15 protein-coding genes are annotated in these 15,974 nt (G+C 56.3%); 6 read left to right on the forward strand and 9 right to left on the reverse strand.

Annotated features, from left to right (window positions below; translation table 11 throughout):
* Nucleotides 1-185 precede the first annotated feature (185 nt).
* On the reverse strand, nucleotides 186-1,154 hold the full coding sequence (locus AC3WJN_RS20920; RefSeq protein WP_007783892.1) for a helix-turn-helix transcriptional regulator: 969 nt from the start codon (nucleotides 1,152-1,154) through the stop codon (nucleotides 186-188).
* Between the two features lie 187 nt (nucleotides 1,155-1,341).
* Between AC3WJN_RS20920 and AC3WJN_RS20925 the strand changes: the two genes are divergently transcribed.
* Nucleotides 1,342-2,217, forward strand: a complete 876-nt coding sequence (locus tag AC3WJN_RS20925) for an SDR family oxidoreductase (protein WP_007783889.1) — start codon at nucleotides 1,342-1,344, stop codon at nucleotides 2,215-2,217.
* Nucleotides 2,218-2,421: 204 nt separating this feature from the next.
* Here AC3WJN_RS20925 and AC3WJN_RS20930 read toward each other — a convergent pair whose 3' ends face one another.
* Genes AC3WJN_RS20930 through AC3WJN_RS20945 form a run of 4 tightly spaced genes read right to left on the reverse strand, consistent with a single transcriptional unit; the run spans nucleotide 2,422 to nucleotide 7,621 of the window.
* Nucleotides 2,422-3,672 (reverse strand): benzoate/H(+) symporter BenE family transporter, encoded by a 1,251-nt coding sequence (locus AC3WJN_RS20930; protein ID WP_005827448.1) that lies wholly within the window; start codon nucleotides 3,670-3,672, stop codon nucleotides 2,422-2,424.
* Nucleotides 3,673-3,717: 45 nt separating this feature from the next.
* Nucleotides 3,718-5,181: a sigma-54-dependent transcriptional regulator gene (locus AC3WJN_RS20935; protein ID WP_007783886.1), complete on the reverse strand. Its 1,464-nt coding sequence runs from the start codon at nucleotides 5,179-5,181 to the stop codon at nucleotides 3,718-3,720.
* Complete coding sequence (locus AC3WJN_RS20940; protein WP_007783883.1) at nucleotides 5,150-6,463, reverse strand: sensor histidine kinase; 1,314 nt, start codon at nucleotides 6,461-6,463, stop codon at nucleotides 5,150-5,152. The genes AC3WJN_RS20935 and AC3WJN_RS20940 overlap by 32 nt, the downstream gene beginning before the upstream one ends.
* 9 nt (nucleotides 6,464-6,472) lie before the next feature.
* The gene (locus tag AC3WJN_RS20945; protein WP_005827443.1) at nucleotides 6,473-7,621 is read right to left on the reverse strand and encodes an iron-containing alcohol dehydrogenase; all 1,149 of its coding nucleotides are present in this window, start codon (nucleotides 7,619-7,621) and stop codon (nucleotides 6,473-6,475) included.
* 273 nt (nucleotides 7,622-7,894) lie between these two features.
* Here AC3WJN_RS20945 and adhP point away from each other — a divergent pair, with 273 nt between their 5' ends.
* Nucleotides 7,895-8,908 carry an alcohol dehydrogenase AdhP gene (gene adhP / locus AC3WJN_RS20950; protein ID WP_005827442.1) on the forward strand — a complete coding sequence of 338 codons (1,014 nt, stop codon included), beginning with the start codon at nucleotides 7,895-7,897 and terminating at the stop codon, nucleotides 8,906-8,908.
* A 217-nt stretch (nucleotides 8,909-9,125) separates the two neighbouring features.
* On the opposite strand, the gene AC3WJN_RS20955 is transcribed toward adhP, so the two are convergent.
* Both AC3WJN_RS20955 and AC3WJN_RS20960 read right to left on the reverse strand, forming a co-directional pair.
* Nucleotides 9,126-9,563, reverse strand: coding sequence for a hypothetical protein (locus AC3WJN_RS20955; RefSeq protein ID WP_492329324.1), 438 nt, complete (start codon nucleotides 9,561-9,563; stop codon nucleotides 9,126-9,128).
* Entirely contained in the window at nucleotides 9,526-9,705 is a 180-nt protein-coding gene (locus AC3WJN_RS20960; RefSeq protein ID WP_309479035.1) for a hypothetical protein, read from the reverse strand. Before AC3WJN_RS20960 ends, AC3WJN_RS20955 begins: the two co-directional genes overlap by 38 nt.
* A gap of 218 nt (nucleotides 9,706-9,923) precedes the next feature.
* On the opposite strand from AC3WJN_RS20960, the gene AC3WJN_RS20965 reads away from it, so the two are divergent.
* The 4 genes from AC3WJN_RS20965 (at nucleotide 9,924) to AC3WJN_RS20980 (ending at nucleotide 13,389) form a co-directional block, all read left to right on the forward strand.
* Nucleotides 9,924-10,238: a hypothetical protein gene (locus tag AC3WJN_RS20965; RefSeq protein ID WP_492329325.1), complete on the forward strand. Its 315-nt coding sequence runs from the start codon at nucleotides 9,924-9,926 to the stop codon at nucleotides 10,236-10,238.
* Nucleotides 10,239-10,346: 108 nt separating this feature from the next.
* Nucleotides 10,347-10,826 carry a tripartite tricarboxylate transporter TctB family protein gene (locus tag AC3WJN_RS20970; RefSeq protein WP_492329326.1) on the forward strand — a complete coding sequence of 160 codons (480 nt, stop codon included), beginning with the start codon at nucleotides 10,347-10,349 and terminating at the stop codon, nucleotides 10,824-10,826.
* A gap of 3 nt (nucleotides 10,827-10,829) precedes the next feature.
* On the forward strand, nucleotides 10,830-12,356 hold the full coding sequence (locus AC3WJN_RS20975) for a tripartite tricarboxylate transporter permease (RefSeq protein ID WP_007783871.1): 1,527 nt from the start codon (nucleotides 10,830-10,832) through the stop codon (nucleotides 12,354-12,356).
* 55 nt (nucleotides 12,357-12,411) lie between these two features.
* The gene (locus AC3WJN_RS20980) at nucleotides 12,412-13,389 is read left to right on the forward strand and encodes a tripartite tricarboxylate transporter substrate binding protein (protein WP_035317275.1); all 978 of its coding nucleotides are present in this window, start codon (nucleotides 12,412-12,414) and stop codon (nucleotides 13,387-13,389) included.
* Nucleotides 13,390-13,489: 100 nt separating this feature from the next.
* On the opposite strand, the gene AC3WJN_RS20985 is transcribed toward AC3WJN_RS20980, so the two are convergent.
* Both AC3WJN_RS20985 and AC3WJN_RS20990 read right to left on the reverse strand, forming a co-directional pair.
* Nucleotides 13,490-14,023 carry a hypothetical protein gene (locus AC3WJN_RS20985; protein ID WP_492329327.1) on the reverse strand — a complete coding sequence of 178 codons (534 nt, stop codon included), beginning with the start codon at nucleotides 14,021-14,023 and terminating at the stop codon, nucleotides 13,490-13,492.
* A gap of 456 nt (nucleotides 14,024-14,479) precedes the next feature.
* Complete coding sequence (locus AC3WJN_RS20990; RefSeq protein WP_007783855.1) at nucleotides 14,480-15,862, reverse strand: sigma-54 interaction domain-containing protein; 1,383 nt, start codon at nucleotides 15,860-15,862, stop codon at nucleotides 14,480-14,482.
* Nucleotides 15,863-15,974: the final 112 nt, after the last annotated feature.

Here is a 15,974-nt window from a genome sequence, read left to right on the forward strand (position 1 = left end):
AAGCGGAAGGCCGAGCGAACAGGCAAGCGGAAGGCCGAGCGAACAGGCAAGCGGAAGGCCGAGCGAACAGGCAAGCGGAAGGCCGAGCGAACAGGCAAGCGGTTAGTCGTTTGAACAGGCAAGCGGTTAGTCGTTTGAACAGGCAAGCGGAAAGTCGCGCGATCAGTTAAGCGGTCAGCCAGACCTCAGTTGGCAAGGCCCCCGCCCCCATACAACCGCAAGATACCAGCAGCACTCGCTACGACTTCTGCCCGCAGCTCATCCGGCTGCAGCACTTCGAGCGCCGGACCGTATCCGAGCACCAAAATGCAGGCAGAGTCCAGCGTATGAAATTCCACCTCGGCTTCCAGCCAACCGTTTGTGGCAACGGATTGGATGGAAGCTATTTTTACGTAGCGCTCCTGTTTCAGCCGGGGCAGCGCCTCTTCGCGGACGCGAATGACAGCCGGATAGCGCGGAAGGCTTGCCTTGAACTGTTTCGTCGATTCTTCCCAATAGCTGGCGAGATCAAAGTTTTCAGGCCGGACGAAAGACTCCTCCAGCACCCGCGCCTCCGTAAACCGGGAGATCCGGTACGTGCGCATATCCGCGTCGACCTGCGCCACCAAATACCAGACGCTACGCTTGGCGACCAGTCCGAGTGGGTGCACGATTCGCTCGACAAGCGCGTCCTCACGCTGGTAGCGGACCCAGAGCTTGCGGGTGAGCCAGACGGCGTCCTGGATGGTGGCGAGCAGGGGAAACGATTCATCTGACTCGTGCCAGCCAGCTCCGTCGATATGCAGCCGCTGCCGCACGTGCCAGGCGTCCTGCTGAACGCTCTGCGGCAAGGCGGACAGCAGCTTGAGAAAAGCTTGCTCGTACTCGTCCCGAAGCCCCAGGTCGTTCAACAGAGCGGACGGGGAGGATAGCATGAGCGATTGCAGTTCATCTGTTTTCAACCCGGTCAAATTGCTGCGATAGCCCTCCGCCAAAACCCATCCGCCAGCAGAGCCCCGTTCGGCGTAGACGGGCACGCCAGACGCGCTCAAGGCTTCCATGTCCCGATGGATCGTCCGCTCGGACACCTCCAGTTTTTCCGCCAGTTGCCTGGCTGTCATCCGGCCGTGATTTTGCAGGTGCAGCAAGATCGAGAGCAGTCGGTCAGCCCGCATGATAATCACTCCTCACCAAAAGATCGTTTGCTATGTCTGTTCATTTTACTTTACCCAATATGACAGACGATGTCATATATAAAACGCTACACTTGTTCCATGTGGTCAACCGACCGCCGGCATGCAGCGTAACATCGCGCGTCAGGCACTTATGCGTGGTGCGAAACGAAAAGGGAGGAATGCGAAGATGAAAGCCTTGCAAGGAAAAGTCGCAGTAGTCGCAGGAGGAACGAGAGGGGCAGGGCGCGGGATTGCCGTCGGCTTGGGGGAAGCGGGCGCAACCGTGTATGTAACGGGACGCAGCGTGAGAGGCCAGCAGTCTGACTTGGGCCGGCCCGAGACGATTGAGGAGACGGCCGAGCTGGTGACGGCCAGCGGCGGAGTCGGCATTGCGGTCCGAGTCGATCATTCGCAGGAAGACGAAGTGAAAGCGCTGTTTGAACGGGTAAAAGCAGAGCAAAACGGCCAGCTCGACATTTTGGTGAACGACATCTGGGGCGGAGAGAAGTTGACTGTCTGGGGAAAAACGTTTTGGGAGCATTCTTTGGCAGATGGTTTGCTGATGCAACAGCGCGCAGTCCACACGCATATGATTACGAGCTACTATGCCGCACCGCTCATGGTGGAGCGGAAAAAAGGGCTCATCATCGAGATCACGGACGGGGTCGACTATCGGTATCGCCAGCACTTGTACTACAGTCTGGCCAAAATTTCAGTGATCCATCTGGCTCAGGCGATGGCCGAGGACCTGCGTCCGCATGGCGTTACCGCTCTGGCGCTGACACCCGGGTTCTTGCGTTCAGAGGAGATGCTCGACTATTTTGGCGTGACGGAAGAGACGTGGAAAGAGGCGGTCAAAAAAGATCCGCATTTCATCGTGTCGGAAACTCCGCTGTATATCGGGCGGGCAGTCGCCGCGCTCGCCGCTGATCCCGCCATCGCCGAAAAAGCGGGGCAGGCACTGAGCACGTGGGGGCTTTCCGACGAGTATCCGTTTGTCGATCGGGACGGCAGCCGCCCGCATTGGGGAAACTACGCCCGCGAGCAAGGGCTGTATCGGTAACGGCACGACAAAGACAGCGTTCATCACGCAGGCTCACGCGACGAAACGGCAGCAGCAAAAAAGCGGGTATCTCTCAAAGAGGACGCCCGCTTTTTAGTTTGCGAAAGAAAAATGTATTTATTTTTCCGATGGATCAAGAGCTGGAAAGGGGGCGTAGGCCAGATTTTCCATGTACAGGGAGACATTTCCTGCAAAGCAGCCCAACTAAGCCAACGGCCGCGCGTCCTTTTTCCGCCGCACGAACCACTTGCGCACGTTTCCATTCAAAATCAAATTCGTAATCACTCCCGCAATCAGCCCCCAGAAGGCGGCGCCGATCCCGCCGATGGAGATGCCCGATATCGTGACGAGGAAGGTGACGAGGGCGCATTCCCGTTCCTTGATATCGCTCATCGCTTGGGCGAGGCTCGAGCTGAGCGAAGCGAACAAAGCCAGTCCCGCAATGACGGCGATCAGCTCCTTCGGCAGCCCGAAAAAGACAGAGGTGATCGTAGCGCCAAACATGCCGAACACGAGGTAAAAGGCACCGCAGGCAATTCCCGCAATGTAGCGCTTCGACAGGTCCTGGTGCGCTTCTTTTCCCGTGCAGATGGCAGCCGTAATCGCAGCGAGGTTGATCCCATGCGAGCCAAACGGAGCGAGCAAGAGCGAAGCGATCCCGGTCGTGGCTACGAGCGGGCTTGCAGGCGTGTCGTAGCCGTCTGCCTTCAGGACGCCGATTCCCGGCGCGTTCTGCGAAGCCATCGTGACGATGCACAGCGGAATCCCCAGGCCGACAATCGCATCGAGCGAGAAGGTCGGCAGCGTGAACACGGGATTGACCAACGCCATCTGGACGGAATCGAGCTGCAGGCGCCCCATCGCGAAGGCGACGGCCAGCCCGACCAGGAGCGTGAGCACGACCGCGTAGCGCGGAGACCAGCGCTTGGCGAACAGGTAGCAAAAAATCATCGGCAAAGCCAGGGCAGGCAAATGCTGCATCGAAACGAACACATCGACGCCAAAGGACAACAGTATCCCGGCGAGCATCGCGGTCGTGATCGACTGCGGCACGTATTTCATCAAGATGGAAAACAAGCCGGAGACGCCGAGCAGGGTGATGACGGCGGCGGAAAACAGGTACGCCCCGATCGCATCGCTGTACGGATAGACGGTCAGGCTCGATACGAGCAGGACGGCACCAGGCGTCGACCATGCCGTAATGACTGGCGTTTTGAACCAGATGCTGAGAATAATCGCGGTCAGGCCGCTGCCGATCGAGATTGCCCATATCCAGGAGGACAGCTCGGCTTCGCTGAGGCCCGCGCCTTGCGCTGCCTGAAACACGATCAGAAGCGGCCCCGCATACGACACCATCGTAGCGATCAGGCCGACGATAACGGCAGAGAGCGAAAAATCAGCCGGGATGTTTTTGAGGTTGGCGATCAACCCAGATTGCTGTTTTTGGGGTACCACAACGTATTGCCTCCTAACAGGGGATCAGCGCAGGTCGGCGAGGCATTACCCCTTTTCATTGAGAATGTAGCGGATCGTCCGCTTGGTGATATTCAATTTCTTGCTCAACAACTGCCTGTCTCCTTTTGTCTCGCTCAGTCCTTTTTCGATGATCGCCCGCCCGATTTCCCCTTCCAGGAGCTTGATTCGTTTTTGCAAATATTCGAAGTCGACGCCTTCGATGGAAGGGATGTTGCGGGTGAGCGATTCCACGAAGCGCGCGCATTCCCGCTCGATCGCCTGCTCGATGCTGCCGGGCTGTGGCTGGTCTTCGGCGGGCTGCTCTCGCCCTTGCAGCTTCGGCTGCGCCGCTCTTTGCCGAAGCTGGGCTGGCAGATGCTCTGCGCGCAGCCGCTCGCATTCGTGCAGGGCGATGGTCTGGTTGAGCACGTTAAGCAGTTGTCTGACGTTGCCAGGCCAGTCGTAGCGCTGCAAAAGCTCCAGAGCGTCCGCCTCGATCTCGCACGGGGTGCCGCTGCGCTTTTGCAAATAGTAGTGGGCGATGGCCGGGATATCGCAAGTCCGCTCGCGCAGGGGAGGAATCGCCAGCTTGATTCCTTCCAGCCGATAGAGCAAATCGCTGCGAAAACGGTTCATTTCGACTTCGTGCTCCAGGTTGCGGTTCGTGGCCGAGATGAAGCGGATGTTGCTCTGGCCGACCTGTTCGCCTCCGACCCGCATGAACTCTCCCGTTTCCAGCGTGCGGAGCAGCTTGACCTGAATCGAGAGAGGGGCTTCGCCGATCTCATCGAGAAACAGCGTGCCGTTGTGCGCAAGCTCAAACAAGCCTTTTCGCGACTTGATCGCCCCGGTAAAAGCGCCTTTTTCAAAGCCGAACAACTCGCTTTCCAGCAACGACTCCGGAACGGCACCGCAGTTGAAGGCGACGAACGGCTGCTGAGCGCGGTTGCTCGCTCCGTGGAGAAAACGGGCCATCAGCTCCTTGCCCGTGCCTGTTTCTCCTTCAATCAGGACGTGAATTGCTTTTTTTGCCAACTTTTTGGCAATGGCCGTCACTTGGGCCATCGGACTTTCTGCTGAATACACGATACCATATTGCGCGGCCTCTTGGGATAGGTCATCTTTTTGCTTCGCCGAGGCAGACAGAACAGAGTCGATGACATGCTCCAGGCTGTCCAGGTCGTCAAACGGCTTTTCCAAATAGTCTTTGGCGCCCCACTGCATGGCTGTGACCGCCGATTTGATCGTGCTGTAGCCCGTCATAATCAGCACCTCGCACGCGGGATGGGCCGCCTTGATCTCGCGCAAAAGCTCCAGGCCGTCGGCGTCCGGCAGCTTCAAATCGACGAGGGCGGCATGAAAGTGCTGGGAGGCGTCATGCAGCAGCCGCTCGACCTGTTTGCCTGTATTCGCCACGACGACCTCGCAGTTTTTGCGCTGGAGAAAATAGGTGAAAAAGGTGGTTACTTCTGTCTCATCATCGACAATCAAAATTCGTTTCGGCTCCATGGTTGTCCTCCTCTCTCTCAAGCAGCGGCAGCAGCAGCGTGAACTTGCTGTAGCCGTTCTCTTCGCTTTCCGCAAACAGCCTGCCGCCGTGCGCTTCCGCGATGCCGAGACTGACGGATAAGCCCAGTCCGGTTCCTTTTGTCCGTTCCTTTGTGGAAAAGAACGGCTGGAAGATTTGCGGCAGTTGCTCCTTCGGGATGCCTGTCCCGTTGTCGTAAACGGACAAGCCTACGTAGCGGACGCCAGCTTCTTCTGCGAGAAACGAGCGAATGACAATTTGCGGCGCTTCACTGTCTGCGAGCGCGTCTCTGGCGTTCAGCAGCAGATTGATGACGATTTGCTCGATTTGATGGCGGCTTCCGTGGAACAGCAGGCTCGGCACGTTCATTTCCCGGGTTATGGTCAGGCCGGAGACAGACAACTGGTAGCCGATCAGCCCGAGCACATCTTCCACGACCTCGTCGATGGAGACAGTCTCAAACAAATATTCCTCCTGCCGGGAAAAAGTCAGCAAGTTTTGGATGATCTTTTTGCAGCGCACCCCGCACTGGTAAATGTCCCGCATGAGCGGAGCGGTGGGGCCATCCGCCATGTCGCGCAGGAGCAACTGGGAATTGCCGAGAATCGCAGTCAGCGGGCTGTTCAGCTCGTGGGCGATTCCGGCCGCCATTTCCCCGATTGCGGCCATTTTCGCGGATTGGATCAGTTGCGCCTCGATCTTGATTTTTTCGTTCACATCCTGGAACAAGAGGCTGTTTTCCACGACGACGCCAACGTGTCTGGCGACCAGCTCGATCAGCTCTGTTTCCTCCTTGTCTGCCTGGCGCTTTTCCTGGTGCAGCAAGGTCAAAAAGCCGAACGTCTGGTTCAACTGGCTGCGCAGCGGAACGGACGTGGCAAAATGCTGCGGCAGCACCTCCGCCAGCTTTTGGTGGACCTGCTCGATAAACAGCGCCGGATCGGCAGCCGCGGGCTGGGTCAAGGTGCGGCATTGCCAGTCGGAGTCGGTCCAGATGCACAAGTAAGAAGCGGGCATGCCGCCTTTTACGATTGTCAGCGCAAAGTGCTCGAAGGCGAGAATTTGCGACAGTTGCGCGGCGAGATAGCTGCTGGTTTGCGGCCAGGTGGCGTTGATCTGGATTTGCGTCAGCTCGTTGATGACGGCGAGCTGGCGGTTTTTCTTTTTCATTTCTTCCACGAGATAGACAAGCTCGCTGTAGTAGCTTTTGCGCGAGGACGATATCCCGGTGAGCTTTTCCAATATCTCCTGTTTGTTTTGCATGGCGGCCTCCTATAATGCTTGGCGAAAAAGGGCAGCGACGTCCTGGACGCTCATGTCGCGCGGGTTGGTGGTCATGCAGACGTCGAGCAGGGCGAGCGAGCTTAATAGCTCGATTTGCTCCGGGTGCAGCCCGATGGCAGACAGCGAGTGGGGGACGTCGAGGTCGTTTGCCAGGTCCTTCACCGCTTTCAGCGCGAGGCGGGAAGCGTCATGGGTGCTCAGGCCCGAAGTGTTCTCGCCCAGGCATTCGGCGATTTGCCTGTATTTTTCCGGGGCGGCAATGTAGTTGTATTCGAGTACGTGAGGCAAAAGGATCGCATTCACTTCCCCGTGCGGCGCGTCGAGAAAGCCGCCCAGTTGATGGGACATGGCGTGTACGGCTCCGAGGATGGCGTTGGAAAAAGCGATGCCCGCCTGCAAGCTCGCCATGGCCATCGCCTGCTTGGCGCAAGCGTTGTACTGGCTGGCGGCAGATGGGCGCAAATGCTGGGCGATAAGCCGCATCGCCTGCAGCGAGTGTACCTCGGTGAGCGGTGTCGCGGCGAGGGAAATATACGATTCGATGGCATGCGTCAGGACGTCCATGCCTGTATTGGCGGTGAGCTGTCGGTCTTTAGTCATCAACGTTTGCGGGTCGATGATGGCGATATCGGGAATGAGCGATTTGGAGACGATCGTCATTTTTACTTTTCGCTCGCTGTCGACAATAATGGAAAACTGCGATACTTCCGAGCCGGAGCCAGCAGTGGTCGGCACCATGACCATGGGCGGGAGCGGATGCAGGATGCGATCGACGCCTTCGTACTGGACGATGCTGCCTTCGTTGGTGGCAAGCAGGGCGATGGCTTTGGCCGCATCAATGGCGCTGCCGCCGCCAACGCCGAGAATCGCGTTGCACTCGCCCGCGCGGTAAGCGGCGATTCCGGCGTGAATCTCGTAATCTTTGGGATTGGCTGTCACGTTTGTCCACAGATGATAATCGAGGTGTTGCTGCTGCAAGTAGTGGATGATCCGCTCGACCCAGCCTGCCTTCACGACACCGGGGTCGCTGACAAGAAAGACACGGGAGGCACCCAATCTGCGAAGACTTTCCCCGACTTGGCCGATGGACTGGTTTCCGAAGATGATCTCCGGTGTCATGAACTTGGATATTTGCATGCTTTTACCCCCTTTTTCCGCTATGTAGTAATACCGCAGACAGGGGAGAATCCCCTTTTTTGGCCAAAAGCTTGGCTGGCGGGCCGAATTTTTGGCTGAGTGGGCCGAAAAAACGGCCAGTCCGAGTGCGAATTTCCGCGACATATCGCGAAAAACCGCGAAATGTAAAGCGCTTACAGTTTGGCATGCTGCTTGCAATGATAAAGGGACGTAAGCGGATTACCGCCGAACAGGCATACATAATGCCCAGGGGGAAAGAGGAGGATGGTCCAAATGAAAGCAGCAGTGGTCAACGAGTTCCATCAAAAGCTGGAAGTGAAGGAAGTAGCGGTCCCAGAGGTCGGCTACGGCGAGGTTTTGGTGAAAATCAAGACGTGCGGCGTCTGCCATACTGACTTGCATGCGGCGCACGGAGACTGGCCAGTCAAGCCAAAACTGCCGCTGATTCCGGGACACGAAGGCGTAGGCGTGGTTGAAAAGCTCGGCGAAGGCGTCACGTCGCTCAAGCTGGGCGATCGCGTAGGTATCCCGTGGCTGTTCTCGGCGTGCGGCGAATGCGACTACTGCCTCACAGGCTGGGAGACGCTGTGCCTGCAGCAGCTCAATGGCGGCTACTCCGCAGATGGAGCTTACGCAGAGTATTGCGTAGCGCCGGCAGCTTATGTCGCGCGCATTCCGGATGAGCTGGGCGACGTAGAGGCAGCGCCGATTTTGTGCGCAGGAGTCACTACTTACAAAGCACTGAAGGTCGCGAACGTGAAGCCGGGCGAATGGGTAGCGATTTACGGCATCGGCGGACTGGGCCACGTAGCGTTGCAATATGCAAAGGCGATGGGCTACAACGTCGTCGCGGTAGATATTCACCAGGAAAAACTGGACTTGGCAAAAGAACTAGGGGCTGACCTGACCGTCAACGGCAGCGAGGTTGATCCTGTGCAGGCGATTCAGGAGCAGATCGGCGGCGTACACGGCGCGATCAGCGTGGCTGTGACGAAAAAAGCGTTTGAGCAGGCGTACAAGTCCGTTCGCCGCGGCGGCTCGCTCGTCGTAGTCGGCTTGCCGAATGCGGAGTTGCCAATCCCGATTTTCGATACAGTGCTCAACGGCGTAACCGTCAAAGGCTCGATCGTCGGAACGCGCAAAGACATGCAGGAAGCGCTCGACTTCGCCGCGCGCGGCAAAGTCCGCGCCATCATCGAAACCCAGCCACTCGATAAAATCAACGAGGTGCTGGAGCGCTTGGAAAAAGGCCAAGTCAATGGCCGCGTCGTTTTGACAATGGAATAATCGCATAAGGGAAGAGGGGGGAGCTGCTGCTCGCCAGTCGTTTTCATTGACTGGCGGGTGGCAGTTTTTTTGTGGAAGCCCATCAGCGTGAAGGGGAGCAAAAATCGCAGTGACTAGAGACGGTTGCTCAGACTCGTCTATTTGTGAACTCCCTCCGAAGCTCTATCTACTATGAGAGTAACGTCAACGAATAGCGCATTTACAATGTCGAGGAACTTTAGACACTCAAAAAGTCGGTTTCGCTAGAAGCGTAACCGACTTTTTGGCAGTTAATTTGAAGCTTTTCTTGTACGAAGGCATCGAATGATTGCGGCGCAGATACTTTTACCGCCTCGCCATCAGCCGCTTCTTGTTCCACTAGCTTCCATCTTAATTTTGCCGTGTCATCTTTCTGATAAGTAAACTTTTTATTCTCACCATTTTGCTTCTTCAAAAGGACAACTGCTTCATCCAGGCTATTTTTAATGTAAATAGCCGGGGCAAAATCTCCTTTCTCAATCTCGTTCGTTTGGAAGATGGTTTCGCCCATGGTCAATCGTAAAAAGGTATAGTCATCTGTCGACATCTCTTCTGGTCGGTCAAGACTATCTGCTCGAAAAAGTTGGTAGTCGCTGTCATCAAAACGTAAATACTGCTGCCGCGCTATCATAAGCAACTTCAAGTTTTTCCTCAATGTGCTTTTCTAAATAGCTTCTATATTCGGCTACATTACTCTTGCTTGCAAGAACAGATGCGCCAGTAATGGATACAGCGGCAACGAGTAAACAACTAAACATGATTTTCGCTTGCTTTTGCATAAACACTGCTCCTTTTTGGAGATTCTATCGCAAAATTTCCATATTTTTCTATTTTGTATAGGATCAAATTTTTATCTAAGTCGGATGAAATTGCAAAGAAAAAGTTAACCCCATCCATGAAAACAGGTCGATCTGGCTTCTCTTTCGCAAAATGTTTATTATAATTAGATATAAGTAATTATATTTAGATATATATAGTATGGGGGTGCGAAAGAGTCATGGTAACCGCACAAGAGCAAACAGAAAAGCTGTGGCTGGTCGCCAAGCGGATGGAGCCGCATCTGGCCCGGAGGCAGGCGAAGATGGACAAGCTGTTGAACATGCTCCTGGTGCACGAGCTTGTCAGCCACGGCTGCGAAACCGGCCAAAACGCCGCGCCGCTGAAGGGGGCCATACAGACAAGGGCGGGCCGCAGCGACCTGCTCACTCACGAAGAACAGGAGCAACTATGGAAAGAACTGTGCAGCAAGGAAAGCTACGAAGCAAAAGTCGCGCAGGCCATCATCCATATGAGTGACCAAATCAAATGGTAATCCGACGCCATTGCCGTCTTCGCAAAGACTGGTATTGGCATTTTTTTTGCCCGCACACAATAGGCGAATGTGCCATAGGTTGATGGTAGCTTTTCAGGAGCTGAGGTGGTGCTTGTGAGACGCCCGCACAACCGGGCTGATTGGATCGGCGCGTTGTTTTGCATGGCGATTGGCGTCATGATTTCGCTGGAGGCGTATCGGTTACAAGCTTATGCGCAGTCCTTGTACGTAGGAGACCATACGCTGCCTGCGATACTCGGGTTTTGGTTCGTCATGCTCGGGGGCGTGCTTTTGGTACAGTCTTATCCCGGCAAAGCGCACGCTGCGCCGCCGCGTCAGGCAGTTGCGCCGGGAGACGAAAGACCGCGCGTTTTGTTTGCATGGTTGAGTCTTCTACTCTACGCGTGGCTGATTGGCGCGATGGGTTATTTGCTTGCTACGGCGCTTGCTTCCGTTGCCTTTTTTATGTTGATCGGCTTTTATCGATTGTACGTCGCTGTTTTCTACTCGCTTCTGTTGACTGGCGCTATGTACGCGGTGTTTATTTTGTGGCTGCAAATGCTTTTCCCTGGCGGGGATTTGTGGTAGGAGGTGCTGACCATCGATACGCTGCAGCTTTTGCTGGTCGGATTTGCGACTGCGTTTAGCCTGGAAAATCTGCTCATGGCAGCGCTCGGGGCTTTGATTGGCACCTTTGTAGGGGTGCTGCCGGGGCTGGGGCCAACTTCGGCGATCGCGATCTTGCTGCCGGTGACGACCGTGCTGGAGCCGACCCAGGGCATGATTATGCTGGCTGGCATTTATTACGGGGCGATGTATGGCGGCTCTACGACGGCGATTCTGCTCAATATACCGGGCGAGCTGTCGTCCGTTCCTACTTGTCTGGATGGTTACCCGCTGGCCCAGCAAGGGAAGGGCGGGCCAGCGCTCGGCATCTCGGCCATCGCGTCGTTTGTCGCCGGGGTAGTCGGCGTGATCGGGCTGGTGTTTTTCGCGCCGTTGCTCGCCGATCAGGCATTGAAGTTCGGGCCGCCTGAATATTTTGCGCTGATGCTGCTCGCGCTCACCTTGATGGTCAGCCTGTCGGGCGGCTCGCTGTTGAAATCGTTTTTGATGGGGGCGTTCGGCTATGCGCTGTCATTGGTCGGCCTGGGGCCATCGTCCGGCATGCCGCGCTTTGACTACGGCATCTCGTCGCTCGTGGGCGGCTTGGACATGATTAGCATCATCATCGGGCTGTTTGCCATTACCGAGGTGCTCAAGGGCATCGCGGAAAAGCGCAAGGCGACCGTAATTGGCAAGCCTGGTAGCGTTTATCCGCAAAAGGCGGACATGAAAAAAAGCGCCGCGCCGATGCTTAGAGGCGGGCTTGTCGGGTTTTTCCTCGGGCTGCTTCCAGGCTGCTCGGCGGCGATTACGGCTTTTTTGGCTTACGATCTGGAGAAAAAAGTTTCCCGCCAGCCGGAGAAATTCGGAACCGGAGCGATCGAAGGTGTGGCAGCGCCGGAAGCGGCCAACAACGCGACCAGCAGCGCGGGCTTCATCCCGTTGTTTTCGCTCGGCATCCCGTCTTCTCCGCCGCTCGCGATCTTGCTCGCAGGTCTGATGATTTACGGCCTGACGCCTGGCCCGGTGTTGTTTGCGCAGCATGCCGACTTCGTCTGGACGGTGATCGCCTCCATGTTCATCGGCAACATGATGCTTTTGGTGCTGAATTTGCCGATGGTCTGGCTCTGGGTGAAACTGACCCGGGTTCCGTTTGGCATCATGGCCCCAGTCATTTTGATGCTGTGCACGATCGGGGCGTACAGCGTGCGCAACAGCATGTTTGACGTCTGGATTGCCTTTTTGTTCGGCGGACTTGGCTACCTGTTTGTGAAGTATAAATGGCCTGTCGTGCCGCTGATTTTGTGCTTCATTCTCGGGCCGCTGCTGGAGGAATCGTTCATCCAGACGATGGCGATGGGAAGCGGCTCACTCGGTATCGTGCTGTCTCGCCCTTTGTCGCTGTCGATTTTGCTTGCGGCCGCGGTACTGTTGATCGTATCCCTTGTGCTGAACAGGCGAACCCGCCAGCGGTTGCGGGAGGAGCAGAAAAAAGGCGTGGACGTAGCCTAGTGTAGAGACGGGAGGAAAAGTAGTGAAAGGATACAAACATTGGGTGTCGGTCACGATGTCTTTTTTGCTGGCGGCAACCGTGAGCGCCTGCGCGACCGGGCAGTCCGTCCAGGGCGAAACGGCTGCGGCCTATCCGACCCGGCAAATCGAGTACATCGTGCCGTATTCAGCCGGAGGCGGCGTCGATCTCGTCGCGAGAGCCACCGCTGACTATTTGAGCAAGGAATGGGGCCAGCCGATCGTCGTGGTCAACAAGGCGGGCGGCGGCGGTGCCGTGGGAGCCGAATTTGCCTTGAAGCAGGCGAAAAACGACGGCTACACGGCACTGGCGGTCAACGTGTCGAATACGACGATGCTGGCCGCTGGCATGAAAAATCCCCCGATTCAAAACGAAGACCAGATTTATACAGCGCGGATCGGCAAAGGGACGCTCGCCTTTGCCGTCAAAGCCGACGCGCCGTGGCAAGACTTCGCCGCTTTTTCCCAGTGGGTCAGGGAAAACCCGGAAGAGCTGACCTGGACTTCGGTGGGACCCGCGGGCTTTTCCGCATTCGGCGTGGCCCAGTGGCTGGATGCCATCGGCGCGGATTTTTCCAAGACGAGGATGATCGTGACCAAAGGCGCTTCCGATTCTGTCCCCAAAGTAGCGGGCGGCCACGCGGTATTGGCTGTGCACACAGTCGGCGAGATCATGCCGATGCTTGCGGCGGGCAAGGTGAAAATTCTCGCGGTTGCCGGAGAGGAGCGCAGCCCGTTTTTGCCTGATGTCCCTACCGCGCAGGAGCAGGGCATCGACGGCCTGACGGTGTTCTGGTGGACCGGAGTGTCGTTTGCCAAAGGCACGCCTGATGCCGTCATCCAAAAGTGGGAAGAAGGCATCGCCAAAATGACGAGCGACCCGGCCTATTTGCAAAAGCTCGGCGAGATACAGGTCGAGCCTGCCTATGCGGATCGCCAGCAGTTCACGCAGGACACGGAGAAGGAGACGGGTGCGTACACCGAGCTGGCGACGAAAAAAGGCATCCGCAAATAAACAGGGGCGGGGTCCGGATGAGGAGTCCGCACGAGCAGTTCGCGCGCAAAACCCCGGAAAAGGGCACACCGCTCTTTTTCCGGGGTTTTTGGTGCACGGTTCATTTGGCTGGCTGCTGGCAGATGTCGCTGATCGCATCGAAAAGGGACAAGTACCAGGCATAGCGCTGCTCGGGAATAGGCAGCAGATGGCGGATGTTCAAAGGCAATCCGTAATCAAGCTCGGCGATATCTCCATACGCTTCCGAAACGGGAGCAGTCCCCCAGCAATTGTACACGCGCAAGGAAGTAGATCCGTCCTCTGCCTGATAGCCGGAAGCGAAGACGACGTATTCCACGCCACGTTCAAACCGGTAATGGCAGCTTCCGGGAGCGGACAACGTGCGGCGCTCCGGGAGCTTGTCCCCTTTCCACGTTTTCGTGACTGCGAAAATCACCTCTTCATCCTCGCCGTTTTGGCGGATGTCCGTGACGACGCCCTGAAAGACAGCTTCTGTTTTTTCCAACCGCTTCGTCGCACTCTGTTCTCCGCAGGAGCAGGCTTGGGCGGAAGGGGGAGGATAGACGAGGTAGCCGAGCAGGATGAATGCCAAAACAGCCGCTACGCATTTGCGTAACCATTTGTGGATGTGCATGTTGGAATCACCTCATCGAAGAGACGGGCGAAGGGGTGGAAAAGTTACCATATTATAGGAAGGGTGATGATGCTCGTTTGGGGCGTAGCAGGGCGCTTACGGGTAAAAGGAAGGGATAGGAGACGGGATGAGACAGGTGGAGACAGAGACAGGAATTGTCGTTTTGTGATTTTTTGGCAGGCGAGTTCGGAGGGACGAATTTGTCGTCGGCATGAGCGGGCGGGGGGCAGGATTCGCTCGCAAGTAGCCAGCAGCAATGTGCATCATTGCCGTAAAAGTTGGGAGCGGGGAGGAAAGGGGCCAGGTATTCAGCAAGAAAGGGAAGGAGTGCTCGGAGTCTGTCAGCTCTCCAGCCGGAAAACGAAGGGACGTCCCCAACCAGCTTCCCAACCAGAAAACAAGGATCGCCGAAACCAGCCCCTCTGCCAACTAGCAAGTAACCCCCTCCCCTTGAACCTATTCCAACTCACCCAAATCGCGACAATACTTCTGAATCAGCTTCGTCGCTTTCGTCTGGCTCACGCCCAGGTCAGCGGCGACTTTGCGGGTTGTGCGGTGCTTTTGGTACGAGCGCCGGACCATCTGTTTTTCCACCTCCGCCAGCGCTGCGTCGAGCGTCTGGGGCAGCGGAGGACTTCCGGCCGAAGACAAAGGCAGATGATTCCGGTTATGCTGATGAATAATGTCCGGCAAATCGGCCGGGGTGATGATCGACTCTGTCGTGACTACGAGCCGCTCGATCATGTTTTCCAGTTGGCGCACATTGCCCGGCCAGGAATAGCTGCTCAAAGCTTGCAGCGTCTCCTGGGAAATCAGTCGGTCCACGCCGTATTTTTTGTTGCAGCGGTTGATGAAATAATAGGTGAGGGGTACGATGTCTTCAGGGCGCTCGCGCAGCGGCGGGATTTTCAGGTCGATCACGTTGAGCCTGTAGTACAGGTCCTCGCGAAACTGCTTGTTTTCCACCATCTTGGACAAGTCCCGGTTGGTCGCGGACAAAATGCGAATGTCCACCTGCTTGTACTCGGTGCCGCCGACAGGCAAAAAGCGGTGCTCCTGAATCACCTGCAGCAGCTTGGCCTGGATTTTCAGCGGCAGTTCGCCGATCTCGTCCAAAAAGATCGTGCCGTTGTTCGCCGCCTCGATCAGCCCAAGCTTGCCGCTTTTGCTCGCTCCGGTAAACGCGCCTTGCGAATAGCCGAACAATTCTGACTCCAGCAGCTCCTCCGGGATCGCAGCGCAGTTGATCGTCAAAAACGGCCCGTTTTTGCGGCGGCTCATCTGGTGAATGAAAGCGGCGAACGCGCCTTTTCCCGTGCCGGACTCGCCTTGCAAAAGAATCGTCGAGTCGACCAGGGCGATTTTGTGGCAAAAGGTGAGCAAGTCCTTCATCTTCTGGCTGTTCGTGATGATGTTGTTAGGCAGTTGGTTTTGGTCGGCGGGTTCCTGATCGGTGTGCATGATTTTCTTGAAGTTCTGCTCATGGGCGGTAATGACGACGAGTTCGATCTCCTTCGTCCGGTTCAGGATGGGGACGGCTGTCGTGACAAGCTCGCCGCCGTAGTAGGTCGTCTGCTTGATGGTGACGGGCTTCTTTTCCTGCATGACGATCGGGATGATCGAGGGCGTCCAGTAGCCTTGCTTGAACAGCTCCTCGTTGCGCTTGCCGATGACCTCCGAGCGCTTGAGCCCGTAGTGCTGGGCGCATATTTTGTTCATGAAGACGATCCGTGTCTCGCCGTCGACCACGTAAATTTCATCGGTGGAATGGTCGAGGATTTTTTCCAAAATATCCGTGCTCATTTCAATGATGAAGCCATTTTCCGACTCTTTGAACATGGGAACCTCCGCGCGTGCAGCCGTTTTTCCCATCATACCACGCGTGAGTGCAAATCGGTTCGAAATGAACCTGAATAAACTCAATTTTCTCAATAATTTTACTATTATCACC

It is taken from the genome of Brevibacillus sp. FW306-2-1A-C05A (assembly GCF_058781555.1).